This is a genomic window from Streptomyces sp. NPDC058045 (assembly GCF_042885635.1).
Taxonomy (GTDB): Bacteria; Actinomycetota; Actinomycetes; order Streptomycetales; family Streptomycetaceae; genus Streptomyces.
Genome location: NZ_JBHVRR010000022.1, coordinates 30,514 through 53,011, shown reverse-complemented (window position 1 = coordinate 53,011; position 22,498 = coordinate 30,514). Strand labels below are relative to the sequence as shown.

General features: G+C 69.7%; 20 protein-coding genes and 1 pseudogene. 10 read left to right on the top strand and 11 right to left on the bottom strand.

Features of this window, described 5'->3' with window-relative positions; all coding sequences use genetic code 11:
* Nucleotides 1-4: 4 nt before the first annotated feature.
* On the bottom strand, nucleotides 5-1,696 hold the full coding sequence (locus tag ACFVST_RS15890; protein ID WP_390151295.1) for an AMP-binding protein: 1,692 nt from the start codon (nucleotides 1,694-1,696) through the stop codon (nucleotides 5-7).
* Between the two features lie 156 nt (nucleotides 1,697-1,852).
* On the opposite strand from ACFVST_RS15890, the gene ACFVST_RS15885 reads away from it, so the two are divergent.
* Nucleotides 1,853-2,977: an acyl-CoA dehydrogenase family protein gene (locus ACFVST_RS15885; RefSeq protein ID WP_390151292.1), complete on the top strand. Its 1,125-nt coding sequence runs from the start codon at nucleotides 1,853-1,855 to the stop codon at nucleotides 2,975-2,977.
* Nucleotides 2,974-3,396 carry a RidA family protein gene (locus ACFVST_RS15880; RefSeq protein ID WP_390151289.1) on the top strand — a complete coding sequence of 141 codons (423 nt, stop codon included), beginning with the start codon at nucleotides 2,974-2,976 and terminating at the stop codon, nucleotides 3,394-3,396. Before ACFVST_RS15885 ends, ACFVST_RS15880 begins: the two co-directional genes overlap by 4 nt.
* A gap of 30 nt (nucleotides 3,397-3,426) precedes the next feature.
* Here ACFVST_RS15880 and ACFVST_RS15875 read toward each other — a convergent pair whose 3' ends face one another.
* Complete coding sequence (locus ACFVST_RS15875) at nucleotides 3,427-3,861, bottom strand: hypothetical protein (RefSeq protein ID WP_390151286.1); 435 nt, start codon at nucleotides 3,859-3,861, stop codon at nucleotides 3,427-3,429.
* 235 nt (nucleotides 3,862-4,096) lie between these two features.
* Nucleotides 4,097-4,576, bottom strand: a complete 480-nt coding sequence (locus tag ACFVST_RS15870) for an ATP-binding protein (protein ID WP_390151283.1) — start codon at nucleotides 4,574-4,576, stop codon at nucleotides 4,097-4,099.
* 246 nt (nucleotides 4,577-4,822) lie between these two features.
* Here ACFVST_RS15870 and ACFVST_RS15865 point away from each other — a divergent pair, with 246 nt between their 5' ends.
* Both ACFVST_RS15865 and ACFVST_RS15860 read left to right on the top strand, forming a co-directional pair.
* Entirely contained in the window at nucleotides 4,823-5,662 is an 840-nt protein-coding gene (locus ACFVST_RS15865) for a helix-turn-helix domain-containing protein (RefSeq protein ID WP_390151280.1), read from the top strand.
* A gap of 235 nt (nucleotides 5,663-5,897) precedes the next feature.
* Nucleotides 5,898-7,439 carry an FMN-binding glutamate synthase family protein gene (locus ACFVST_RS15860; protein ID WP_390151277.1) on the top strand — a complete coding sequence of 514 codons (1,542 nt, stop codon included), beginning with the start codon at nucleotides 5,898-5,900 and terminating at the stop codon, nucleotides 7,437-7,439.
* Between the two features lie 73 nt (nucleotides 7,440-7,512).
* On the opposite strand, the gene ACFVST_RS15855 is transcribed toward ACFVST_RS15860, so the two are convergent.
* Both ACFVST_RS15855 and ACFVST_RS15850 read right to left on the bottom strand, forming a co-directional pair.
* Complete coding sequence (locus tag ACFVST_RS15855; RefSeq protein ID WP_390151274.1) at nucleotides 7,513-8,076, bottom strand: hypothetical protein; 564 nt, start codon at nucleotides 8,074-8,076, stop codon at nucleotides 7,513-7,515.
* 13 nt (nucleotides 8,077-8,089) lie between these two features.
* Entirely contained in the window at nucleotides 8,090-8,542 is a 453-nt protein-coding gene (locus ACFVST_RS15850; protein WP_390151272.1) for a hypothetical protein, read from the bottom strand.
* A gap of 313 nt (nucleotides 8,543-8,855) precedes the next feature.
* On the opposite strand from ACFVST_RS15850, the gene ACFVST_RS15845 reads away from it, so the two are divergent.
* Entirely contained in the window at nucleotides 8,856-10,835 is a 1,980-nt protein-coding gene (locus tag ACFVST_RS15845) for a P-loop ATPase, Sll1717 family (protein ID WP_390151269.1), read from the top strand.
* 48 nt (nucleotides 10,836-10,883) lie between these two features.
* Here the strand turns inward: ACFVST_RS15845 and ACFVST_RS15840 are convergent, their stop codons facing one another.
* Nucleotides 10,884-12,413, bottom strand: a complete 1,530-nt coding sequence (locus ACFVST_RS15840) for a helix-turn-helix domain-containing protein (protein ID WP_390151266.1) — start codon at nucleotides 12,411-12,413, stop codon at nucleotides 10,884-10,886.
* A gap of 252 nt (nucleotides 12,414-12,665) precedes the next feature.
* Entirely contained in the window at nucleotides 12,666-13,055 is a 390-nt protein-coding gene (locus ACFVST_RS15835) for a VOC family protein (protein WP_390151263.1), read from the bottom strand.
* A gap of 169 nt (nucleotides 13,056-13,224) precedes the next feature.
* Between ACFVST_RS15835 and ACFVST_RS15830 the strand changes: the two are divergent.
* A pseudogene (locus tag ACFVST_RS15830) lies at nucleotides 13,225-14,082 on the top strand (LLM class flavin-dependent oxidoreductase); the annotation flags it as partial.
* A 56-nt stretch (nucleotides 14,083-14,138) separates the two neighbouring features.
* Here ACFVST_RS15830 and ACFVST_RS15825 read toward each other — a convergent pair.
* On the bottom strand, nucleotides 14,139-14,738 hold the full coding sequence (locus ACFVST_RS15825; protein ID WP_390151260.1) for a GNAT family N-acetyltransferase: 600 nt from the start codon (nucleotides 14,736-14,738) through the stop codon (nucleotides 14,139-14,141).
* A gap of 322 nt (nucleotides 14,739-15,060) precedes the next feature.
* Here ACFVST_RS15825 and acnA point away from each other — a divergent pair, with 322 nt between their 5' ends.
* Complete coding sequence (gene acnA, locus ACFVST_RS15820) at nucleotides 15,061-17,775, top strand: aconitate hydratase AcnA (protein WP_390151258.1); 2,715 nt, start codon at nucleotides 15,061-15,063, stop codon at nucleotides 17,773-17,775.
* Nucleotides 17,776-18,276: 501 nt separating this feature from the next.
* Here the strand turns inward: acnA and ACFVST_RS15815 are convergent.
* Nucleotides 18,277-19,437: an MFS transporter gene (locus ACFVST_RS15815; RefSeq protein WP_390151256.1), complete on the bottom strand. Its 1,161-nt coding sequence runs from the start codon at nucleotides 19,435-19,437 to the stop codon at nucleotides 18,277-18,279.
* Between the two features lie 90 nt (nucleotides 19,438-19,527).
* Nucleotides 19,528-19,863: a carboxymuconolactone decarboxylase family protein gene (locus ACFVST_RS15810; protein WP_390151253.1), complete on the bottom strand. Its 336-nt coding sequence runs from the start codon at nucleotides 19,861-19,863 to the stop codon at nucleotides 19,528-19,530.
* Nucleotides 19,864-20,000: 137 nt separating this feature from the next.
* Between ACFVST_RS15810 and ACFVST_RS15805 the strand changes: the two genes are divergently transcribed.
* The 3 genes from ACFVST_RS15805 to ACFVST_RS15795 are packed head-to-tail and all read left to right on the top strand — an operon-like array spanning nucleotide 20,001 to nucleotide 21,911.
* Entirely contained in the window at nucleotides 20,001-20,630 is a 630-nt protein-coding gene (locus ACFVST_RS15805; protein WP_390151251.1) for a hypothetical protein, read from the top strand.
* Nucleotides 20,623-21,057 carry a cupin domain-containing protein gene (locus ACFVST_RS15800; protein ID WP_390151248.1) on the top strand — a complete coding sequence of 145 codons (435 nt, stop codon included), beginning with the start codon at nucleotides 20,623-20,625 and terminating at the stop codon, nucleotides 21,055-21,057. The genes ACFVST_RS15805 and ACFVST_RS15800 overlap by 8 nt, the downstream gene beginning before the upstream one ends.
* Nucleotides 21,054-21,911, top strand: a complete 858-nt coding sequence (locus ACFVST_RS15795; protein ID WP_390151245.1) for an aldo/keto reductase — start codon at nucleotides 21,054-21,056, stop codon at nucleotides 21,909-21,911. Before ACFVST_RS15800 ends, ACFVST_RS15795 begins: the two co-directional genes overlap by 4 nt.
* A gap of 30 nt (nucleotides 21,912-21,941) precedes the next feature.
* Here ACFVST_RS15795 and ACFVST_RS15790 read toward each other — a convergent pair whose 3' ends face one another.
* Nucleotides 21,942-22,472: a hypothetical protein gene (locus tag ACFVST_RS15790; RefSeq protein ID WP_390151401.1), complete on the bottom strand. Its 531-nt coding sequence runs from the start codon at nucleotides 22,470-22,472 to the stop codon at nucleotides 21,942-21,944.
* Between the last annotated feature and the right edge of the window lie 26 nt (nucleotides 22,473-22,498).

Here is a 22,498-nt window from a genome sequence, read left to right as displayed (position 1 = left end):
AACCCTATGGGGCGCCCGGCGGGGCCTCGCGCAGGCGGAAGCGCTGGAGCTTGCCCGTCGCGGTGCGCGGGAGGGCCTCGGGGAACACCACCTCGCGCGGGCACTTGTACGGTGCCAACTCGGCCTTGACGAAGGCCCGCAGAGCCTCGGCGTCCTGCACGGCGCCCGGTCGCAGGACCACATGGGCGACGACGAGTTGACCGCGCTCCGGGTCGGGCCGCCCCACCACGGCCGCCTCCACCACATCCGGGTGCCGCAGCAGCGCGTCCTCCACCTCGGGGCCGGCGATGTTGTACCCGGCAGAGATGATCATGTCGTCGGCGCGGGCCACATACCGGAAGCGGCCGTCCGGATCGCGGACATAGGTGTCGCCGGTGATGTTCCACCCCTCCCGTACGTACTGCCGCTGGCGCGGGTCCGCGAGGTAGCGGCAGCCGACCGGGCCGCGCACCGCGAGTAGGCCCGGTTCGCCGTCCGGGACCGGCTCGGTGGTGGCGCCGGTGGGGTCGGTGACCCTGGCCTGCCAGCCGGGCACCGGGCGGCCGGTGGTGCCGGGGCGGATGTCCTCGTCGGCGTCGGAGACGAAGATGTGCAGCAGTTCCGTGGCACCGATGCCGTTGATGATGCGCAGCCCGGTCCCCTCGTACCAGGCCCGCCAGGTGGCCGCCGGCAGGTTCTCGCCGGCGGAGACGCAGCGGCGCAGTGAGGACAGGTCGTGGGTGTCGAGCCCATCCAGCAGGGCGCGGTAGGCGGTGGGCGCGGTGAACAGCACCGAGACGCGGTGCCGGGCGACGGCGGGCAGCAGGTCGCCGGGGCGGGCCCGCTCCAGCAGCAGCGCGCTAGCCCCGGCCCGCAACGGGAACAGCACCAGGCCGCCCAGACCAAAGGTGAAACCGAGCGGCGGGCTGCCCGCGAAGACGTCCTCGGGCACCGGCTTCAGCACATGGCGGGCGAAGGTGTCGCAGACCGCGAGCACATCCCGGTGGAAGTGCATACAGCCCTTGGGCAGGCCGGTGGTGCCGGAGGTGAAGGCGATCAGCGCCACATCGTCGGCGGCGGTCTCCACCGCCTCGAAGCGCACCGGGCCGGCCGGTAGCAGCCGCACCAGATCGTTGGCGCCGTCCCCGCCGTACGGGGTGATGCGCAGGCCGTCCGCGTCGGCCCGGACCAGCTCGTCCAGGAAGCGGGCGTCGCACAGGGCGTGGCTGATCCGGGCCAGCCGGCAGACGGTGGCCAGCTCGTGCGCCCGCTGCTGCGCCAGCACCGTGACCGCGACCGCGCCCGCCTTCATCACCGCCAGCCAGCACGCCACCAGCAGCGGATCGGTGGGCCCGCGCAGCAGGACCCGGTTGCCCGGCACCACACCGAGCCGCCCGGTCAGCACCCGCGCGATCCGGTCCACCCGGTCCCGCAGCTCGCCGTAGCTCCACACCGTGCCGTCGCCGGTGCGCAGGGCCGGGCGGTCGGGGCCGAAGCGGTCCAGGGTGGCGTCCAGCAGTTCGCGGCCGCAGTTCAGCCGGGCCGGGTAGCGGAGTTCCGGCAGGTCGAAGCGGAGTTCGGGCCACTGCTCGGGCGGCGGCAAGTGGTCCCGGGCGAAGGTGTCGGTGTGCGCCGAGGGGGCGGGGCGGGCGGTGGTGTCGGCGGCCGGTCCGGTCCTGGCCCGGCCCGCGGCCGGATCGCGATGCGTGGCGTCCATGGGCGGTCCGCCCCCTTGTCTCGGTGGCCTCGCGCGTCGGGTTTGTCGGTGATATACCCGCCGAACGAGCGTATCGTGACAGTGACGACAGTCAACGGTCCGCGATAGAGGTGCTGCCGGATCCGGGCGCCGGAGCGGACAGGGAGGGGCGGCCCCGTGACGGAATCCAGGCCCGCGTTCGCACTCGACCCGGAGCAGCGCGCCTGGTGCGCCCGGCTCAGAGACCTCGCCGAGCAGCGGCTGCGACCGCTCGCCGAGAACGCGGAACCGGGCCGGGTCAACCGCCCGCTGCTCGCCGCCCTCGGTGAACTCGGCCTGCTGGACCGGCTGTTCGACTCCGGCGCGCTCGATCTGTGCCTGCTGCGGGAGTCCCTGGCCTACGCCTGCACCGAGGCCGAGACCGCCCTCGCCCTCCAGGGCCTCGGCGCCTGCCCCGTACGGGAGCACGGCAGCCCGGCGCAGCGCCAGCGGTGGCTGCCCGGGGTGCGGGCGGGGCGGGCCGTCGCCGCCTTCGCGCTGACCGAACCGGAGGCCGGCTCGGACGCGGCGGCCCTCGCTCTCGCCGCCCGCCCCGCCCCGGACGGCGGCTGGCGGCTGACCGGCGGCAAGCGCTGGATCTCCAACGCGCCGGAGGCCGACTTCTACACCGTCTTCGCCCGCACCACCCCCGGCGCCGGATCCCGCGGGGTGACCGCCTTCCTGGTCCCCGCCGACCGGCCGGGACTCGGCGGGGAACCCCTGGAGATGCTCTCCCCGCACCCCATCGGCACCCTCACCTTCGACGAGGTGCCCGTCACCGCGGACGACATACTCGGCGAACCCGACCGCGGCTTCCGGGTCGCCATGGGCACCCTCAACCGCCTCCGGCCCAGCGTCGGCGCCTTCGCCGTCGGGATGGCGCAGGCCGCGCTGGACGCCGCCCTCGCGCACACCGCGGAACGCAGGGCCTTCGGCGGCCCGCTCGCCGGGCTCCAGTCCGTGACCCACCGCACCGCCGAGATGGCCACCCGCACCGAGGCCGCCCGCCTGCTGGTGTACGCCGCCGCCGCGGCCTTCGACCGGGGCGAGCCCGATGTGGCCCGCACCTCCGCCATGGCCAAACTGCTCGCCACCGAGACCGCCCAGTACGTGGTGGACTCCGCGGTCCAACTGCACGGCGCCCGCGCCCTGCACCGGGGCCACCTGCTGGAACACCTCTACCGCGAGGTACGCGCCCCACGGATCTACGAGGGCGCCAGCGAGGTCCAACTCACCATCATCGCGAAGGAGTTGTACCGGTGACCGACCACGACGCCGGAGCCGGCCCGGTACGCCGCGTCAACCCGGAGGGCCTCGCCCCGCCCGCCGGCTTCTCGCACGCCGTCGTCGCCACCGGCACCCGGGTGGTGTTCCTCGCCGGGCAGACCGCACTGGACGACACCGGCCGGATCGTCGGCACCACCCTGCCTGAGCAGTTCGCCCGCGCCCTGACCAATCTCCTCGCCGCCCTGGACGCCGCCGGTGGCTCTCCCGGCGACCTGGCCCGCGTCACCGTCTACGCCACCGACGTCGCCGACTACCGCGCGCACGCCGCCGAACTCGGCCGCATCTGGCGGGAGTCGGCCGGCCGCGACTACCCGGCGATGGCGGTGATCGGCGCGGTACGCCTCTGGGACCCCGAAGCCCTGGTCGAACTCGACGGGTTCGCGGTGCTGCCCTGAGGGCCCAGGGGCGTACCGCCGCGGGGTGGCTCAGGTGGTGCCCCTGCGTTCCGCCGAGCAGAACGCCTTCGAGGAGGACGAGGTGCACACCTTGAGGTAGACGTCCTTGTTCTCGCTGTAACTCAGGTTGTGATGACCGGTGGTGAACTTCGCGGTGCCGCTGCCGTCGACCCTCAGATACACCACGGTGCGGTGGCCGTTCTTGAAGTGGTCGTACACGTACAGGTGCTCCCCGCGGGCGTAGAACGTGGCCGAGATGGAACTCTTTCCCTTGGTGCAGGTTGTGTAGACCCGCTGCCGCCCGTCCACGTCCGGATCGGAGTCCCCCGTGCAATGCCAACGGGCCGACTGCGTCGACGCCCCGCCCGACGCCGAGGCCTGCGCCGGAGCCGCCGTGAGACCGCCGGCCAGTGCGCCCGCCAGCAGTGCCCCCGCCGCCGCGCTGCGGATCGCGTTCCGCCTCATCGTCCGTGCCCTCATGATGTCCCCCGTTCTCCGGCACCGAGGTGTCGGTCGGTGCCCTGCCGTCGCCGGCTCTCTGCCGGCCCGACCACCGTCGCGTACCGGTGAGCATCCCGGCCAGCAGCTTCGGCCCCTGCCGAAACGTCCAGGTCGGAACGACTGAGGCGCCGCACTCGGTGCGGGCCGGAAGGCGAGAAGGGGCTGCGGGAGCGACCGGCCGGGTGCGGGCCGGGACCGGTCAGACGTCGGCCCAGACCAGGCAGCCCGCGGAGCAGGTGCGTGAGCCCCAGTCGTCGGCGATGGTCGAGACGATCAGCAGGCCGCGGCCGCCCTCCGGCAGTTCGGCGGCGCAGGCCGACTCCCCGCCTCCGGGCGCCGGGACCTGCGGGGTCTCCGGATGGCGGGCGGTGTTCTGGTTCCAGACATGGATGCGGATCCGCCCCTCCGCCCGCAGCGCCTCGCACCACACGCTCTTCGCGTCCGAGAACCGCACCGCGTTGCTCACCAGCTCGGAGGCGCACAGCGCGGCCGTCTCCACCCGGTCGTCGGGCTGCCCCCAGTGGCGCAGGACCTCGGCGATCCGGTGCCGGGCGTCGCTCACGCTGTGCGAGACCGCCGGTAGCCACCAGCCGGCGGCGGGACGCTCCTGCTCGGACGCGGCTGGCGAGTCCTGACCGGGGATGGGCGCCTGGTCGCCCTCGGGGAACCGGATGTCCACCGGGGACACCTCGCCCGGTATGTCCCTACGGGGCGTCTGCGGTGTGCGCATTCCTGACAGCACATGCGGAAAACGGGGCATAAATGTAACTATCGTCGCGCAGGACACACTTTGCAAGCGACAGAATGCGGTCCCCGCATCGTTCAGAGGCGTCCATCGGATGAGAATGCGGCAGAGAACAGCAGCGAAACGGGCGGCTCCGGCCGGCTCCGGCACGGCCGGCGGCGGCCCGCGGCGGGCGGCGGGATGAGGCCGCGGTCCGGGCCGACCCTGGAGCACCGGGTCCTCGCGGAACGCCTGCGCGCACTGCGGGAGCGCGCCGACGTCAGCCTCCGCTCCGCCGCGGCCGCCCTCGGCGCCCACCCCGTCACCGTCCGCCGTATCGAACGCGCCGAGACCGGTCTCGACGCGGGCCAGGTCCACCTCCTGCTGCGCCACTACGGGGTGGGCGCCACCGAGACCGACCGGATACTGGCCCGCCTCGCCAACGCCAACCGCCCCGGCTGGTGGCACCCCTGGCGCGAGGTGATGGAGCCCTGGCAGCAGGACGTCATCGGCATGGAGTCCTCGGCCGGCCTCGTCCGCACCTGGCACCCCGCCCTCGTCCCCGAACTGCTGCGGACCGAGGAGTACGCGGCGGCCGTGCTGGCGGAACTGGAGCCGGGCACGACCGCGGACGAGCGCCGGCAGCGGGTGGAACTGCTCGCGGAGCGGCAGCGTCGGCTCGCCGAGCGCGGGGCCACGCTCTGGGCGCTGCTCCCGGAGGCCGCCCTGCACACCCGGGTCGGCGGGCCGGAGGTCACGGCCGGGCAGCGGGCCGCGCTGCACGCCGCCGCCCGGCGCCCCGGCATCACCCTCCAGATCGTGCCGCTCACCCAGCCGCCGCACCCGCTCACCGGGCTGCCACCCCTCCATCTGCTGCGGGTGCCCGCCCCGGAGATCGGCGACTGGGCCATCCTGGAGACGCCCGGCGTCCGGGTCGAGGTCTTCGACGAGCCGCACATCGTCAGCACCTACCAGATGCGTCTGGACGAGGCCTGCGCACTCGCCCCACCACCGGGGGTCCTGCCGACGGTCACGACCTAGGGGAACCGCCGCGCCGGTCCGCGCCGCAACCCCCCAGCGGCTCCGCCCGTCGGCCCCACCGGCGGAACCCGTCCTCCGCCCCTGGGAGTTCGGCTTTCGGCGCGGCCTCTACTATCGTCTGGCGTTTCGCCGGCGGTCACCGCGACCGTTCGCAGTGCCCGCCGCCAACGCGCACGACGTCCGCCGCGCTGCGTTGGAGTCGGGGGTAATCCAGAAGTCGAGGAGAGGAACGTCCATGCGCGCTCGGAGCATCGGCGCGGCCGCAGCGGCATCAGCACTGGCGCTGGTGGCCGCCCGCGACCTCACGCAGAAGAAGCACGCGCTGCTCAGGAACTTCCCGGTGATCGGGCACGCCCGCTATCTGGTGGAGATGATCGGCCCGGAGCTGCGGCAGTACGTGGTGACCTCCAACGAGGAGGAGCGCCCCTTCAGCCGCGACCAGCGCACCTGGATCTACGCCTCCGCCAAGGAGGAGAACAACTACTTCGGCTTCGGCACCGATGTCGACGTCGAGCATGTGCAGGGCCACGCCTATGTGAAGCAGCGCACCTTCGCCGGGCCGCTGCCCGATCTCAACGACCCGCAGGCGCCGCTGCCTTCGGCCAAGATCCTCGGCGGGCCGCGGGGGCGTGCCAAGGCGTTCCGGCCGGCGAGCGTGGTCAACATCTCGGCGATGAGCTTCGGTTCGCTCTCCGGCCCGGCGATCACCGCGCTCAACAAGGGCGCCGCGCTGGCCGGCGCCATGCAGAACACCGGCGAGGGCGGCCTCTCCCCGTACCACCGCAACGGCGGCGACCTGATCCTCCAGATCGGCACCTCGTACTTCGGCTGCCGCAACGAGGACGGCACCTTCAACATCGACAAGTTGAAGGAAGTGGTCGCCTCGGCGCCCGTCAAGGCGCTGGAGATCAAGCTCTCGCAGGGCGCCAAGCCGGGCCTCGGCGGGCTGCTGCCGGCGGCGAAGGTCACCCCGGAGATCGCCGAGATACGCGGGATCCCGCTCGGCAAGGACTGCGCCTCCCCGTCCCGGCACACCGCGTTCCACGATGTGGACTCGATGCTGGACTTCGTCGAACTGCTCGCCGCCGAGACCGGGTTGCCGGTCGGCATCAAGAGCGCGATCGGTGAGATGGACTTCTGGCGGGAGCTGGCCACGCTGATGGCGCGCGGTGACCGCGGTGTCGACTTCGTGACCATCGACGGCGGCGAGGGCGGCACCGGCGCGGCCCCGCTGATGTTCTCCGACTCGGTCTCGCTGCCGTTCCGGATGGGCTTCTCCCGCGTCTACAGCACCTTCGCCGAGCGGGGCCTGACCGATGACATCACCTTCATCGGCGGCGGCAAGCTGGGCCTGCCCGACAACGCGGTCGTCGCCTTCGCGCTCGGCGTCGACATGATCAACGTGGCGCGGGAGGCGATGCTGTCCATCGGCTGCCTCCAGGCGCAGAAGTGCCACACCGACAAGTGCCCCACCGGTATCGCCACCCAGGACCCGTGGCTGGTGCACGGCCTCGACGCGGAGTCCAAGTCGACCCGGGCCGGGGTCTATCTGCGCACCCTGCGCAAGGAGTTGCGGAAGGTCTCCGCGGCCGTCGGCGTCGCCCACCCGGCGCTGATCACCGCCACCGACATCGAGATCATGAACGGCGACTACGACGCCCGCACCCTCGCCGGTGTCTACGGCTACAAGGACGGCTGGGGCGAACTCGGCCCGCGGCTCGCCGCCGAGATCGCCACCCTGGTCACCGGCACCCCCGCCGCCGAACCGACCTCCTGACCCACCCCCGCTGCCCCAAGTCCCCTGCTCCCGCGCCCTGTTCAGGTGCGCGGGAGCGGGTACGGCGCCGGGGTCAGCGCTGGCTGGCGTCCTTGACGGAGGTCGGCCCGAGCTGCTTGGCGCTGGCGTACTCCGGCATCGACATCGGCTTGTCGAAGAGGAAGAACGACTGGTTGGTGCCGACGGTGAACTCCATGTACGCCCCGGTCGTGGCGTCGAAGCCGTAGTACGTGTTGCAGTTCGACCCCGTCGAGTAGGCGCCGTCCATACCGGGCTGCGCCACGACCACCTTGCCCTCGGAGGAGCTGTCCACCTTCTCCGTCGGCGTCAGCATCTTGCAGCTCGGAACGGGCAGCCCCTTCATCACGAAGTAGCCGTACTCGCCCTTGGCGTTCTGGATGTAGACGTAGGACAGCTTGCCGCGCTTGCCCCAGGTCTTCACCCACTGGTTGATGCTCTCGCGGGTCGGCGAGTAGTCCATGTACCCGGCGGGCTGGTTCGCCACCAGGCGGTCGTAGTTCTTCTGCTTGGTGTTGTTCTCCTTGGCCTGGCTGGAGTTGTCCGAGCAGGAGGCCAGGGCCAGCGTCAGCGCGAGCCCGAGTATGGCCGCCCCCGCGGCACGGAAAGCCCTCGTCATCAGCGGGCCCTTTCTACGGTCGGTCGGTGCACTGCGTCTTCTTCGCGTCGGCGTCGAGGCCGTAGGGCAGATGCCGGTCATGGAAGGGCGCCCGGTGCTCCTCGGCGGCCTTCGCGTTGTAGTCGTTGATCGCTTCGAGCCGTGACACGCGCAGCGCGCTGACCGACTGGTCGATCTGCGACCGCCGGGCCGAAGTGGCGTGCTTGCGCTCGTCGTTGAGCACGTCGATGGAGCCCTCGGCATTCTGCGCGTTCTCGCAGAGGTCGAAGAACTCCTCGTAGGTGGTCAGCCGGAAGGTGCCGGACCCCGCGGTGTCGTCCCGCGCCTCGGCCGCGCCGCGGAACGGCGCGCTGATCCAGTTGGTGCCGGTGACGGCGAAGACCCCCGCCACGCACAGCACGAAGAAGAAGACGAACCCGGCCACCACCCAGGCGCTCCACCTCGCCCCTTCGCGTACGTCCCCCATAGGGACCCCCCTTTTTTTTCGATTGTGACCTGAATGGTCGTGCCCGCACGGCCACCCGTCAACACGCTTGATTCCAGGGGCCGGTGGAGCCCCGGCCCCGCCGCGGAGCTGGTCCATGCCGCGTAGACGGCCAGGACACATCCGGGCCGGCATCTCCCGCCGCCACCTGACACCAGACGCAAAGCCCGTCATCGAGGCGAGTTCCTCGTCCTGGTGCGCCCGGCAGCCAGGGTGCGTAACGCCTCGCCTGAGTCGCTTTCCAGGGGTTCATTCGGTACGCGGCGATGAGCGTGGTCCCGAACGGCTAATCTGAGTGGCGCAGTCGCAACGCGCAGGGGGAGCCGTGGAGCAGCCGTATCAGCCCGTGAAGAAGCTCTTCTTCGGGCGGGACGACGCGGAGTCCGACTTCGCCGACGGGCTGCTGCGCGACGGCTTCCAGTCCACGTACGCCTCGGAGGCCGTGCTCGCCGGACGCAAGTCGCTGGTCGTCGGGCGCAAGGGTTCCGGCAAGAGCGCGATCTGTGCTCACCTCATGAGCGGCCGCTACCCGGGGCGTGCCGCACTGATCACTCCGGACGACGCGGCTGGTGACGAGATCCGGCGCTTCGAGTTGCAGGGACTGACGGCCGACACCGCCAAGTCCCTCATCTGGCGCTATGTCTTCGCCGTGCACGCGGCCAAGCACGTCACCGAACACGCCGACGCTCACAGGAGGTGGCGCGCGCCCGCCTCCGTACGGGCTCTGAAGGACTTCCTTCAGGCCAACGGTGAGGGCGGCGACGGGCGGCTCACCGACCGGTTGCGGCGCGGCACGCGCCTGCTGCAGTCGGCGACTCTGGTGGTCAAGATGTTCGGCCTCGAAGCGAGCTTCAGTGCCGGTGGCGAACCCGGTGCAAACGGCGGTTCGGAGGGCGCGCGGGCTATGCGGCAGCTCGACGCGCTCGAAGCCGGCTTACGGGCCGCCTTCGAGGACCTCGGCTGCGTCGCGGCGCAGGAAAAGCCGTTCCTGATCCTGGTCGACCAGCTGGAACAGGTGTGGCAGGGCGATTCGGACAGCCACCCGCTGATCACCGGGCTCCTGCTCGGCGCCAAGCACGTTGTCGCGGCATACGGCCATGCCGTGCGCTGTGTGCTCTTCGTGCGGGCCGATATCTACGACGCGCTGAACTTCGCCGACGGCGACAAGTTCCGCAGTGACGAAGTCCGTATCACGTGGAGTCCGGCGGCCTTGCGAGGGCTGGCCTGCGCCCGAGCCGTCCTGTCGCTCGAACGGCCGGTGACGGACGAGGAGTTGTGGGACGGCATCTTCCCCCGCAGGGTCGCGGGTGAGTGGACCCCTGACTACCTTGTGCGGCGTTCCCTCGCCCGGCCCCGTGACATCATCCAGTTCCTCACGCTGTGCCGCGATGCCGCCGATCGCTCGCGACGCCCGACGATCCACGAGGACGACGTCCTGGAGGCCGCCGAACAGTTCTCCCGATGGAAGCTCGACGATCTCGCCAAGGAGTACAACGTCGGATTCCCGTTCCTGCGGCCGGTGTTCGCCCAGTTCGAGAATGCCGGGTACGCCGTGGACCGGAACGTCTTCACCGCACGCTTCGACGAGATCCGCGACGACCTCCACGAGCGGTACTCCGCGTACACCGAGCAGTTGACGGCCACGTCCGTGATCGACGCCTTGTACGGCATCGGCTTCCTGGGCGTGCGCCGCGGTGATGGCGTCGTCTACGCGGGCGACTCCCAGTGGCCCCTGCAGCCGTACGAGAACGACCTGCGCGTCCACCCCTGCTTCCGGCCGGCCCTCGGTTGCCGGACGCCGACGAGCTCCGGCGACACCGTGATCGCCGCGGGCCACCAGTACCAGGCGCCGGTCGTCAGGGTGCAGAGTCATACCGGGTTCCTGCGCAACGTCTCCACGACCGACGCCGGGTTCCAGGCGGACCGTCATGTGCGGCTGCTGGAGCAGACCGCACTCGCGTTGTCGCGGCTGCGACGTCAACTCGCGCGGTCGGGGCTACCCGCGGAGGCCCACACGGAGGTGCGGGAAGGCATCGACCTACTCGACGAGCGGATCGACGCCTTGCCTCTCCCCGGGGCGGGGTTGACCTCCGACATGGTGGAAGACCTGATCGACAACGTCACCGCGCGCCTGGCCGTGCTCCACACCAGGATGAAGGATCTCGGTTTCCGTGACGATCCTGTCACCCGGCGCCTTGCCGACGAGGCGGCGGCGTTGAGACGGGCTGTCGGCGGAGCTGTCGGTGGGGGAGGCGGCTCCGACTCCTCCGGCTGACAGCCCGTTCCCGCCCCTCGTCAGACGGGGTACGGCGGCATCCTCACATCAGATGTCCCGGAACGTCTCGATCTGGGCCCCGACGGAGTTGAGGCGCTCCGCCAGGTCCTCGTAACCGCGGTTGATGACATAGACGTTGCGCAGGACGGAGGTGCCCTCGGCGGCCATCATGGCGAGCAGGACGACCACCGCGGGGCGCAGGGCGGGCGGGCACATCATCTCCGCGGCCCGCCAGCGGGTGGGGCCCTCCACCAACACCCGGTGCGGGTCGAGGAGTTGGACCCGTCCGCCGAGGCGGGCCAGATCGGTGAGGTAGATGGCGCGGTTGTCGTAGACCCAGTCGTGGATCATCGTCTTGCCCTGTGCGACGGCCGCGATCGCCGCGAAGAACGGCACATTGTCGATGTTGAGACCGGGGAACGGCATGGGGTGGATCTTGTCGATGGGCGCCTCCAGCTTGGAGGGCCGCACGGTGAGGTCGACCAGCCGGGTACGTCCGTTGTCCGCCGGGTACTCGGGGGAGCGGTCGTGGTCCAGGCCCATCTCCTCCAGGACCGCCAGCTCGATCTCCAGGAACTCGATCGGCACCCGCCGCACGGTGAGTTCGGACTCGGTGACCACGGCCGCGGCCACCAGGCTCATCGCCTCCACCGGGTCCTCGGACGGCGAGTAGTCCACATCCACCGCGATGTCCCGCACCCCGTGCACGGTGAGGGTGGTGGTGCCGACGCCCTCCACCCGTACGCCCAGCGCCTCCAGGAAGAAGCACAGGTCCTGGACCATGTAGTTGGAGGAGGCGTTGCGGATGACGGTGGTGCCCTCGTGGCGGGCGGCGGCCAGCAGCGCGTTCTCGGTCACCGTGTCACCGCGTTCGGTCAGCACGATGGGGCGGTCCGGGGAGGCCTGCCGGGAGACGACCGCGTGGTAGAGGCCGTCGGTGGCGGTGATGTCCAGGCCGAAGCGGCGCAGCGCGATCATATGCGGCTCGATGGTGCGGGTACCGAGGTCGCAACCGCCCGCGTAGGGCAGCTTGAAGTGGTCCATACGGTGCAGCAGCGGGCCCAGGAACATGATGATGGACCGGGTGCGGCGGGCGGCGTCCGCGTCGATCGCCGCCATGTCCAACTGCTCCGGCGGCACGATCTCCAGGTCCACACCGTCGTTGATCCAGCGGGTGCGGACACCGATGGAGCCGAGCACCTCCAGCAGCCGGTAGACCTCCTCGATCCGGGCCACCCGGCGCAGCACGGTACGCCCCTGGTTGAGCAGGGCGGCGCAGAGCAGCGCTACGCAGGCGTTCTTGCTGGTCTTGACGTCGATCGAACCGGAGAGGCGGCGCCCGCCGACCACCCGCAGATGCATCGGTCCGGCGTAGCCGAGGGAGACGATCTCGCTGTCGAGGGCCTCGCCGATTCTGGCGATCATCTCAAGGCTGATGTTCTGGTTGCCGCGCTCAATCCGATTCACCGCGCTCTGACTGGTCCCCAGAGCCTCCGCCAACTGCGCCTGTGTCCAGCCGCGGTGCTGCCGTGCGTCACGGATGAGCTTGCCGATACGTACGAGGTAATCGTCTGCCATGGCGGCAGCGTATCTCATATGTGAGATGAGACTGCATCTGGGGCGGGCGAACGGGTGAGGGACACCAGTGGCGCCCCGCACGCCCCCTGACGATGCGTCGTGACCCGGAACGGCGCGAGCCGGGAGGGGCCGGACGGGTGACGGGGCGGCCGTACTCGTGGAGGCCCCCACCGCGCCTCACAGCGACCGCGACGACCGCCTGAATCTGAACTCCCGTGCCCGTCCCGCCAGTTGATCGCCTGACCGGGGCGCCTAACCTCCGGTGCGTTCCGAGGTGCCGCGCTCGATGCAGAACTCGTTGCCCGCGGGATCGGTGCAGACCACCCAACCGCGGCCGTCCTCGGTGCGCCGGTCGTCGAGGAGGCGCGCGCCGAGTGCGAGGACCCGCTCGACCTCCTCGTCCCGGGTCCGGTCCGGCTGGAGGTCCAGATGGAGCCGGTTCTTGACGGACTTGGCCTCTGGCACCCGGATGAAGAGCAGCCCGGGGCCGCCCTCCCCGGGCTCCACCAGGACCTCGTCGTCGCCGGGCCGGTCGTCGGGGTGGACGGCGCCGCCAGTCAACTGCGCCCAGAACAGCCCGAGTTCGTAGGGGTCGTGCGGCGGTGCGCAGTCGAAGGTGATGTGCCGGACGAGGGAGGTCACAACAGTCTCCTCGGGGTCGGTCAGACGCGGTGCCGCGCCGGTGGCCCCCGCACCGTAGCCGCCCGGAGTACCCCGCCGCTTCCGCTTTTTTCCGGCCGGACGCGGCCCGCGCGCTGGCGTGGCCGTGCCGGTTGCCCGGGGCCGCGGGCGGGGCCAGGATGCCCGGATGATGCGCTACTCGGTCAACATCCCGAACTTCGGTGACTTCGCCGACCCGCGGAATGTGGCGCGGGTCGCCTCGGCGGCGGAACAGGCCGGCTGGGACGGGCTGTTCGTCTGGGACCACGTGGTGCACCGGCGGCACCCGCGGCCCTTCGGCGACCCGTGGATCCTGCTCGGCGCCGCCGCCCTGGCCACCTCCCGGATCCGCCTCGGCACCCTGGTCACCCCGGTGGCCCGGCGCCGCCCGCAGCAACTCGCCCGCCAGGTCGCCACATTGGACGCGCTCAGCGGCGGGCGGGTCACCTTCGGCACGGGTCTCGGCGGCCCGATCGAGGACGAGTACGGCAGCTTCGGCGAGACCACCGACCCGGTGCGGCTGGCGGAAAAGCTGGACGAGGGGCTGGAGTTGCTGACGCGGTTCTGGTCGGGGGAGCGGGTCGACCACGAGGGGCGGCACTACACGGTGCGCGAGGTGACCCTGCTGCCCGCGACGGTGCAGCGGCCGCGGCCCCCGGTGTGGGTGGCGGGGTTCTGGCCCCACCGCCCGCCGATGCGCCGCGCCGCCCGCTGGGACGGCGTGGTCCCGCTCTTCACCTCGGCCCGGCACGGGTGTGTGCCACCGCTGGACGAGGTGCGGGAGTTGGTCGCCTATGTGGGGCGGCACCGTGCGGAGGCGGGGGCGAGCGGGCCGTTCGAGGTGGTCCTCGGCGGGGCGAGTCCCGCCGATCCGGCCGCGGCGCGCGATCTGCTGGGGCCGCTGCGGGACGCGGGCGCCACCTGGTGGGACGAGCGGCAGGTGCAGGGCAGCGAGGACCTGGACCGCCTGACCCCGGTCCTCCGCCGCGTCGAACAGGCCCGCCCGGCCTCTGAGCGCGGGCGGGTCGGGGCAGGCCGGTTGTCAGTGCCGCAAGTACCGCCTCATCAGGCCGGAGTGATGGTGAGGGTGACGACCCAGCGGTGGGGTGAGATCGGCCGGGTCCGGGTGAAACCGTGGTTCTCGAAGACGGCCATCGGGCCGGTGTGCAGGAACGAGCCCGACACCGAACGGTCGTCGGTCTCCTCGGGGTAGCCCTCGACCGTGCCACCGCCCTGGCGGGCGATCTCGGCCAGTGCCCCGCCGAGAGCGGCGTGCGCGATGCCGCGCCTGCGCAGGCCCTTGCCCGTGAAGAAGCAGGTGATGCGCCAGTCCGGCAGCACCGTGAGGTCCTTCTCGTACTTCCGCTTGCTCTTGATCTCCGGCAGTTCGGCCGGCGAGCCGAACTGGCACCAGCCCAGGCAGTCGTCGCCTGAGAAGACGAGCGCGGAACGGGTCTGGCCCGTACGGACCCGCTGCTCCTTCTCGGCCCGGTTCTGCTGCGGGGTACGTCCCTTGCCGACCCTCACATGGAAGCCCATGCACCAACAGCCGCCCCACACACCGTTGTTCGCCTCGACCAGCCGGGCGAACGCGGGCCAGGTGTCCGTGTCCAACAGCCGGACGGCGAGGGGGCCGGCGGCCTCGCCTGTTGCGTTGTCGCTCACGGATTCCTCCCGGGAGGTTGTGCCGGGGTTCGTCGGCCGACAGGCTCTCGTCCGCCGCGGCGACGCCCTGGCCTGTGTACCCCATGCTCGGTGAGAGGAACTGCGCTCCGGCAAGGTTCGCTGCGACAGGACTGTGGGGTACGCGACATGACCCTGGCGCGGTGATGTACTAGAGTTATCTCGACATCGAGATATCTGCCGAGGTGCGCCGCAGCCGCCGCCCCAGGTAAGGGTGCCCTAACTGAGCCTTACCTTAGCTGATGTGCCGGGCGAGGCGGCGGCAGGATGCGGTGGAACGCGCACACACATGAAGGAGACTGTCGTGTCGGCGAACAGCTTCGACGCCCGCAGCACGCTGCGCGTGGGCGACGAGTCGTACGAGATCTTCAGGCTGGACAAGGTCGAGGGCTCCGCTCGCCTTCCCTACAGCCTGAAGGTGCTGCTGGAGAACCTGCTCCGTACCGAGGACGGCGCGAACATCACCGCCGACCACATCCGGGCCCTCGGCGGCTGGGACTCCCAGGCGCAGCCCAGCCAGGAGATCCAGTTCACGCCGGCGCGCGTGATCATGCAGGACTTCACCGGTGTGCCCTGTGTGGTGGACCTCGCCACCATGCGCGAGGCCGTGAAGGAACTGGGCGGCGACCCGGCGAAGATCAACCCGCTGGCCCCGGCCGAGCTGGTCATCGACCACTCCGTCATCGCCGACAAGTTCGGCACCAACGAGGCCTTCGCACAGAACGTCGAGCTGGAGTACGGCCGCAACCGCGAGCGCTACCAGTTCCTGCGCTGGGGCCAGACCGCGTTCGACGAGTTCAAGGTCGTCCCGCCCGGCACCGGCATCGTGCACCAGGTCAACATCGAGCATCTGGCCCGTACCGTCATGGTGCGGAACGGGCAGGCGTACCCGGACACCCTGGTCGGTACCGACTCGCACACCACCATGGTCAACGGGCTCGGGGTGCTCGGCTGGGGCGTCGGCGGTATCGAGGCGGAGGCCGCGATGCTCGGCCAGCCGGTCTCGATGCTGATCCCGCGCGTCGTCGGCTTCAAGCTGACCGGCGAGCTGAAGCCCGGCACCACCGCCACCGACCTGGTGCTCACCATCACCGAGATGCTGCGCAAGCACGGTGTGGTCGGCAAGTTCGTGGAGTTCTACGGCGAGGGCGTGGCCGCCACCTCGCTCGCCAACCGCGCCACCATCGGCAATATGTCGCCGGAGTTCGGCTCCACCGCCGCGATCTTCCCGATCGACGACGAGACCCTCAACTACCTGCGTCTGACCGGCCGTGACGAGAAGCAGGTCGCGCTGGTCGAGGCCTACGCCAAGGAGCAGGGCCTCTGGCTGGACCCGAAGGCCGAGCCGGACTTCTCCGAGAAGCTCGAACTGGACCTCGCCACCGTCGTCCCGTCCATCGCCGGCCCCAAGCGCCCGCAGGACCGCATCGTCCTCGCCAACGCCTCCCAGCAGTTCGCGCAGGATGTGCGCAACTACGTCAGCGACGACGAGGAGGCCGGCAAGGAGTCCTTCCCCGCGTCCGACGCCCCGGCCGCCGCCGACGGTGTGCCGACGCGCCTCACCACCGTCACCGCCCCCGACGGCTCGACCTACGAGATCGACCACGGCGCGGTCACCGTCGCCGCGATCACCTCCTGCACCAACACCTCCAACCCGTATGTCATGGTGGCCGCCGCGCTGGTCGCCAAGAAGGCGGTGGAGAAGGGCCTCAGCCGCAAGCCGTGGGTGAAGACCACCCTGGCCCCGGGCTCGAAGGTCGTCACCGACTACTTCGACAAGGCGAACCTCACGCCCTACCTCGACAAGGTCGGCTTCAACCTCGTCGGCTACGGCTGCACCACCTGCATCGGCAACTCGGGTCCGCTGCCGGAGGAGGTCTCCAAGGCGGTCAACGAGCATGATCTGGCGGTCACTTCGGTCCTCTCCGGCAACCGCAACTTCGAGGGCCGGATCAACCCGGACGTCAAGATGAACTACCTGGCGTCCCCGCCGCTGGTCGTGGCCTACGCCATCGCCGGCTCCATGAAGGTGGACATCACCCGGGACGCCCTCGGCGCCGACCAGGACGGCAACCCGGTCTACCTGAAGGACATCTGGCCCAGCGAGGCCGAGGTGAACGACGTCGTCGCCAACGCCATCGGCGAGGACATGTTCAACAAGTCCTACCAGGACGTCTTCGCCGGAGACGCGCAGTGGCAGGCGCTGCCCATCCCGACCGGTGACACCTTCGACTGGGCCGCCGAGTCCACCTACGTCCGCAAGCCCCCGTACTTCGAGGGCATGAGCATGGAGCCGGCGCCCGTCGAGGACATCGCCGGCGCCCGCGTCCTGGCCAAGCTGGGCGACTCGGTCACCACCGACCACATCTCCCCGGCCGGCGCGATCAAGGCCGACACCCCGGCCGGCCAGTACCTCACCGAACACGGCATCGAGCGCCGCGACTTCAACAGCTACGGCTCCCGCCGCGGCAACCACGAGGTCATGATCCGCGGCACCTTCGCCAACATCCGCCTGCGCAACCAGATCGCGCCGGGCACCGAGGGCGGCTTCACCCGCGACTTCACCCAGCAGGACGGCCCGGTGTCGTTCATCTACGACGCCTCGCAGAACTACCAGGCGGCCGGCATCCCGCTGGTCGTCCTGGCGGGCAAGGAGTACGGCTCCGGCTCGTCCCGCGACTGGGCCGCCAAGGGCACCGCACTCCTCGGCGTCAAGGCCGTCATCGCCGAGTCCTACGAGCGCATCCACCGCTCGAACCTCATCGGGATGGGCGTGCTGCCGCTCCAGTTCCCCGAGGGCCAGAACGCCGAGTCGCTCGGCCTGACCGGCCAGGAGTCCTTCTCCGTCACCGGCGTCACCGCCCTCAACGACGGCACCACCCCGCGTACCGTCAAGGTCACCACGGACACCGGCGTCGAGTTCGACGCGGTCGTCCGCATCGACACCCCCGGCGAGGCGGACTACTACCGCAACGGCGGCATCCTGCACTACGTGCTTCGGCAACTTAGCGGTAGTTGAGCTGATCGGCTCGGATACCAGAGGATCTGGTCGCTGACGCGCTGTCACCGGCGGTCACACTAGAGTCTCGCACAAGCGCCCCGTCAGGCTTCGGCCTGTCGGGGCGCTTGTTGTGTCGGACGTGCGGAAGCGGTTTGCGCGTTGACTTGGACTGGTTGAAGCTGCCGACCTACCTGCTGTTCGATCAAACTGCTGATCTTCGTAGGCATCGCGTGAGGCCATGAGGACCTGGACCGACCGGCACCGCCTTCGTTGCCATACCTGTCGATCAGGTCTTCACGCGCTTGCGGGAAATCCCCATCGCGGCGGTGATAAGGGCTTGTGGCCAACCGGCGCGATGACGTTGGGCGAACAGTCGGTGACAGTGAACGGTCAGCCGTGCACTACCGTGGGACACGAGAACCTCCGGGTGGGAGTGGGCCTTAGACAAGCCACATCCCACCCGGAGGTTCTCATTCGTTCAACTAGGCTCGTCGTAGCCAACGTCCCGGCCGGGTACAGCTAGACATTCCGGTTACCGTCTGAGACGACAGCCGGAGCCTTTCCCTTCCTCGAGGTGAGCAGCACGAGGAGGGCTGCGATGACTGCGATGCCGGCGTAGCCCAGCGAGATTGTCTCGAGGCTCAGCCCTGCGGCGGTGAGGCGTCCTGAGATCAGGCTGGGGACGACGGCTCCGCCGTAGGAGAACAGGTACACCGTCGCCATCAATCCGGCCATGTCGCTGGGGCTGGTGCGCTGAAGCAACCCGCGCATGGAACCGGTGAACGTAGCCCCCTGCGATATGCCGGCGACGATCCCAGAGAGGATAACCACGGCGATCGCGCCGGTACGCAGGCCGATCACGACTCCGACCACGGCGAGGGCGAACACGACGATCCCGGCACGCTGCGCGGCCACTGGGCTCATCTGCCCGGTGAATAGTCCGCCGAAGGCGATGGGGGCCATATAGGAGGCGAACACGATCCCCGCAACCAGCGTGTTCGTCGTGCCGAGGCTCTGGGCGGAGATCGTCGGGCTAAAGGCCTGGTAGAACCCGCCGAGGGCCCAAGTTCCGACGAAGACGGCGACCGCGGCAGGCAGCAGCGGCCGGATGGTCCGCGGCAGGTGCACTTGGGGCCGCAGCGACGCCGCCGCCCCTGGGCGACGGGTGATCGGCTCGGGGCTGAACACGAGCAGCGCCGCGCACGCGGACAGCAGGACCGCGACGACGATGTAGGGCGTCTGCTCAGGGGCGGGGCCGTACTCGGCCAGCGCCCCTGCACCGACCGCGCCGATGGTCAACCCAATCAGCGGGGAGCCAGCGACGACCGCCGCAGCCAGCCATCGCGGCCTCTCGGGGGCGAGGTCGACCACGTAGGCGGCGACGGCCGAGGAACCCAGCCCGCAGGCCAGGCCCTGCAGGGATCGCCCGGCCATGAGGATGCCCAGGCTGGTCACGTCGAGCAGCGCCAGTGACCCGACGGCCGCCAGAACCAGTGCCAGCAATGACACGGTTCTGCGACCGAGGTGATCAGAGAACCTACCGAGGACGACAAGCGCGATCATGACCGCGACGAAGTAGGCCACCGCTGCGATCGATAGATCGCTGGTGGTCAGGCCGTCCGCAGTACGGTAGCGCTCGTAGAGTGGGATCGGTGCGCCGGAGGCCGCGAACACGATCACCAGTGATGCGGCGGCTGCGACGAAGCCGAGCCGCGCGCGGCAGCTGACTGCCGGACGCGGGCACGGCTTCGGCGACGGATGCCTTCGTGCTCACTCCTCCCCGCCGAAGACCTGCTTGGCCACGGTCATTGCGCCCATCCCGTTGGGCCAGCCGGTGTAGAACGCGAGCTGGGTGATCGCTTCCTTCAGCTCTTCCTCGGTGACTCCGTTCGTCCGGGCGTGGGCGAGGTGGAACTTCAGCTGGTCCATCTTGCCCATTGCCGTCAATGCGGCGACGGTGATCAGGCTGCGATCGCGCTTGGACAGGCCCTCCCGCTCCCACACCTCGTCAAAGAGGACCTTGTCGGTGTAGTGGACCATTCCCGGCGCGAAGTCCCCGAAGGCGTTCTTTCCGCCGATCCAACCAGTGCTCTGCTGCTCGCTCATGCTCGCTCCATTCATCTGTTCAAGGATCAATTGCATCTTCTATGCAACCGTGGATCACGCCGCGGTGGGAGACCCTGCTATGAGGTGGTACTGGCAGGGACTGGCACCATGCCCGGAGCCGACCTTGAATTGAAGACATGACCACTCGCGGAACCAGAAAGGGCATCGACCGGGCACGTCCCGTGCGACTTCGTCCGGGCTTAAGGGCCGCACTGGATGCGATCTCGGATGCGCCGGCGATGATCCTCAACGACCGGCTCGATGTGATCGCGATCAACCAGCTCGGACGTGCGCTGCTGGAACCGGTCCTTCAGGATGACCGACCTAACCTGGCTCGGTTCCTCTTCCTGGACGAAGATGCCTCGACGTCCTTCTATCCCGAATGGGATCGGGTCGCCGAGGAACACATCTATCGGCTGCGCATTGCCGCAACGAAGGACCCTTACGACCAGGCGCTGCATCGGCTGGTCGGCGAGCTCTCGACGGCCAGCATTCCGTTCCGAACCCGCTGGTCCACGAAAAGGCTATGCCCCTGCCGCCCGCCGCGGGTGATTATCGCCCACCCGGTGGTCGGTGAAGTGGAGCTGCATTGTGCGGACCTCGTGACGGTAGCCGAAAGCCTCACACTGCGGATCTGCACCGCCGAGGTCGGCTCGGCGAGCGATGAGCGGCTGCGGATCCTGGCCAGCTGGACTCAGGATGCGGGTGTCGCAGAGAACACCGTGCCTCTCCGGGCGCACGACAACAGAAAGAAACGACATGACTGAGAACGAATTCGACCAGATCTTCCCTCTCGGGGAGCCCAACGACGCCTACGCCCAGTACTTCATCGGGCAGAGCTACCTGGCCCCGCTCGCGGCAGGCAGCGTCCCGGTGAGCAACGTCTCCTTCCAGCCGGGCTGCCGCAACAACTGGCACATTCACCACGGCACCGCTGGCGGCGGTGACCAGATCCTCATGTGCACCGCGGGCTCAGGTTGGTTCCAAGCCGAGGGGGAGGAGCCGGTCAGCATGGAGCCGGGAACGGTGATCCGTGTGCCCGCGGGGACGAAGCACTGGCACGGAGCGAAGGCGGACGCCTGGTTCTCCCACGTCGCCTTCATTACGCCCGGAGAGGGCGTCAGCAACGAATGGCTCGAGCCCGTCACCGACGAGGTGTACGGCTCGCTGCCGAAGAACGGAGAAAACGCATGACCATCCTGAACGAGAGCTACACCCTGTCCAACGGCGTCGAGATCCCCAAGCTCGGCCTCGGCACCTGGTTCATCGATGACGACAAGGCAGCCGACGCGGTGAAGGCCGCGATCGAGATCGGATATCGCAACATTGACACCGCCCAGGCCTACGGCAACGAGCGCGGCGTCGGCGAAGGCGTCCGCACCAGCGGCGTCGCACGCGAAGAGCTGTTCGTCTCGACGAAGCTCGCGGCGGAGATCAAGGACTACGACGGCGCGGTGGCGGCGATCGAGGGCTCGCTCGCCACGATGGGGCTGGAGTACATCGACCTGATGCTGATCCACAGCCCGCAGCCGTGGGACGACTTCCGCGGCGGAGACTACGCCGAGGGCAACCGCGAGGCATGGCGTGCTCTGGAAGACACGCACAAGTCGGGGAAGATCCGCTCCATCGGCGTGTCCAACTTCCAGCAGGAGGACCTGGAGAACATCCTCTTTACCGCGACTGTGGTCCCGCACGTGAACCAGCTCCTCGTCCACGCGGGCAACACCCCGACCGAGCTCCTGGACTACTGCAAGGGCAAGGACATCCTCGTTGAGGCGTACTCGCCCATCGCGCACGGGGAGATCCTGAAGAACACCGAGATCCAGGCGATGGCCGGCAAATACGGTGTGACCGTACCGCAGCTGTGCATCCGCTACACCCTCCAGCTGGGCGCTGTCTCCTTGCCGAAGACCGCGAATCCCGCGCACATGCGTTCCAACGCCGAGGTCGACTTCGAGATCTCCGAGGCGGACATGGCCGCACTGCGGGGCCTGCACGCCAAAGACTACGGCGACTCCAGCGCGTTCCCGGTATACAGCGGCAAGTGAGGCGTCCCTGCCGCGGCGTCCTGAGAAATCTCAGCTCGTCGCGGCGGACTGCCTCGAACCGGAATTGTCGTCAGCGCCGTAGGTGAGCTCTGACAAGGCCCGCATCCGGGGCTCTGACGGCGTGTTGGGCTCGGCGCTGTAAGCCGTCAGGGTGAGGCCCTTCTCGGCGGGGAGCAGGAGCGCGTCGAAGCTCAGGCGCAGTTCGCCGACCGAGGGGTGGCGGAATTCTTTGAAGCCGCTCTCATGCAGACGCACGTCGTGCCGGGCCCAGAGCGTGCGGAACACGTCTGACCGCGTGGAGAGCTCGCCCACCAGTTCCGTCAGCCTCTCATTGGAAGGATCCCTGCCGGTCTCTGTGTGCAACAGCGCGACCGAAGTCTCAGCAGCCTTCTGCCAGTCCGGGTAGAGCCGGCGCGCGCCCTCGTCGAGGAAGCAGAACCGCGCCAGGTTGACCGGCCGCTCGTGGCTGACAAACGCCTCCGAGTAGAGCATCTGGCCTAGGGCATTGATCGCCAGGATGTCCAGGCGGCCGTTGCGGATGAAAGCAGGCGTTCCGGTCATGCCGTCCAACAGGCGCTGCAGGCTCG

What these genes read in the sequence shown, in the direction of transcription:
- ACFVST_RS15805 (WP_390151251.1), top strand. Translation starts at nt 20,001, where the DNA reads ATGACCACTCGCGGAACCAGAAAGGGCATCGACCGGGCACGTCCCGTG.
- ACFVST_RS15865 (WP_390151280.1), top strand. Translation starts at nt 4,823, where the DNA reads ATGAGGCCGCGGTCCGGGCCGACCCTGGAGCACCGGGTCCTCGCGGAA.
- ACFVST_RS15790 (WP_390151401.1), bottom strand. Translation starts at nt 22,472, where the DNA reads ATGACCGGAACGCCTGCTTTCATCCGCAACGGCCGCCTGGACATCCTG.
- ACFVST_RS15855 (WP_390151274.1), bottom strand. Translation starts at nt 8,076, where the DNA reads ATGACGAGGGCTTTCCGTGCCGCGGGGGCGGCCATACTCGGGCTCGCG.
- ACFVST_RS15800 (WP_390151248.1), top strand. Translation starts at nt 20,623, where the DNA reads ATGACTGAGAACGAATTCGACCAGATCTTCCCTCTCGGGGAGCCCAAC.
- ACFVST_RS15795 (WP_390151245.1), top strand. Translation starts at nt 21,054, where the DNA reads ATGACCATCCTGAACGAGAGCTACACCCTGTCCAACGGCGTCGAGATC.
- ACFVST_RS15860 (WP_390151277.1), top strand. Translation starts at nt 5,898, where the DNA reads ATGCGCGCTCGGAGCATCGGCGCGGCCGCAGCGGCATCAGCACTGGCG.
- ACFVST_RS15810 (WP_390151253.1), bottom strand. Translation starts at nt 19,863, where the DNA reads ATGAGCGAGCAGCAGAGCACTGGTTGGATCGGCGGAAAGAACGCCTTC.
- ACFVST_RS15890 (WP_390151295.1), bottom strand. Translation starts at nt 1,696, where the DNA reads ATGGACGCCACGCATCGCGATCCGGCCGCGGGCCGGGCCAGGACCGGA.
- ACFVST_RS15875 (WP_390151286.1), bottom strand. Translation starts at nt 3,861, where the DNA reads ATGAGGCGGAACGCGATCCGCAGCGCGGCGGCGGGGGCACTGCTGGCG.
- ACFVST_RS15840 (WP_390151266.1), bottom strand. Translation starts at nt 12,413, where the DNA reads ATGGCAGACGATTACCTCGTACGTATCGGCAAGCTCATCCGTGACGCA.
- ACFVST_RS15850 (WP_390151272.1), bottom strand. Translation starts at nt 8,542, where the DNA reads ATGGGGGACGTACGCGAAGGGGCGAGGTGGAGCGCCTGGGTGGTGGCC.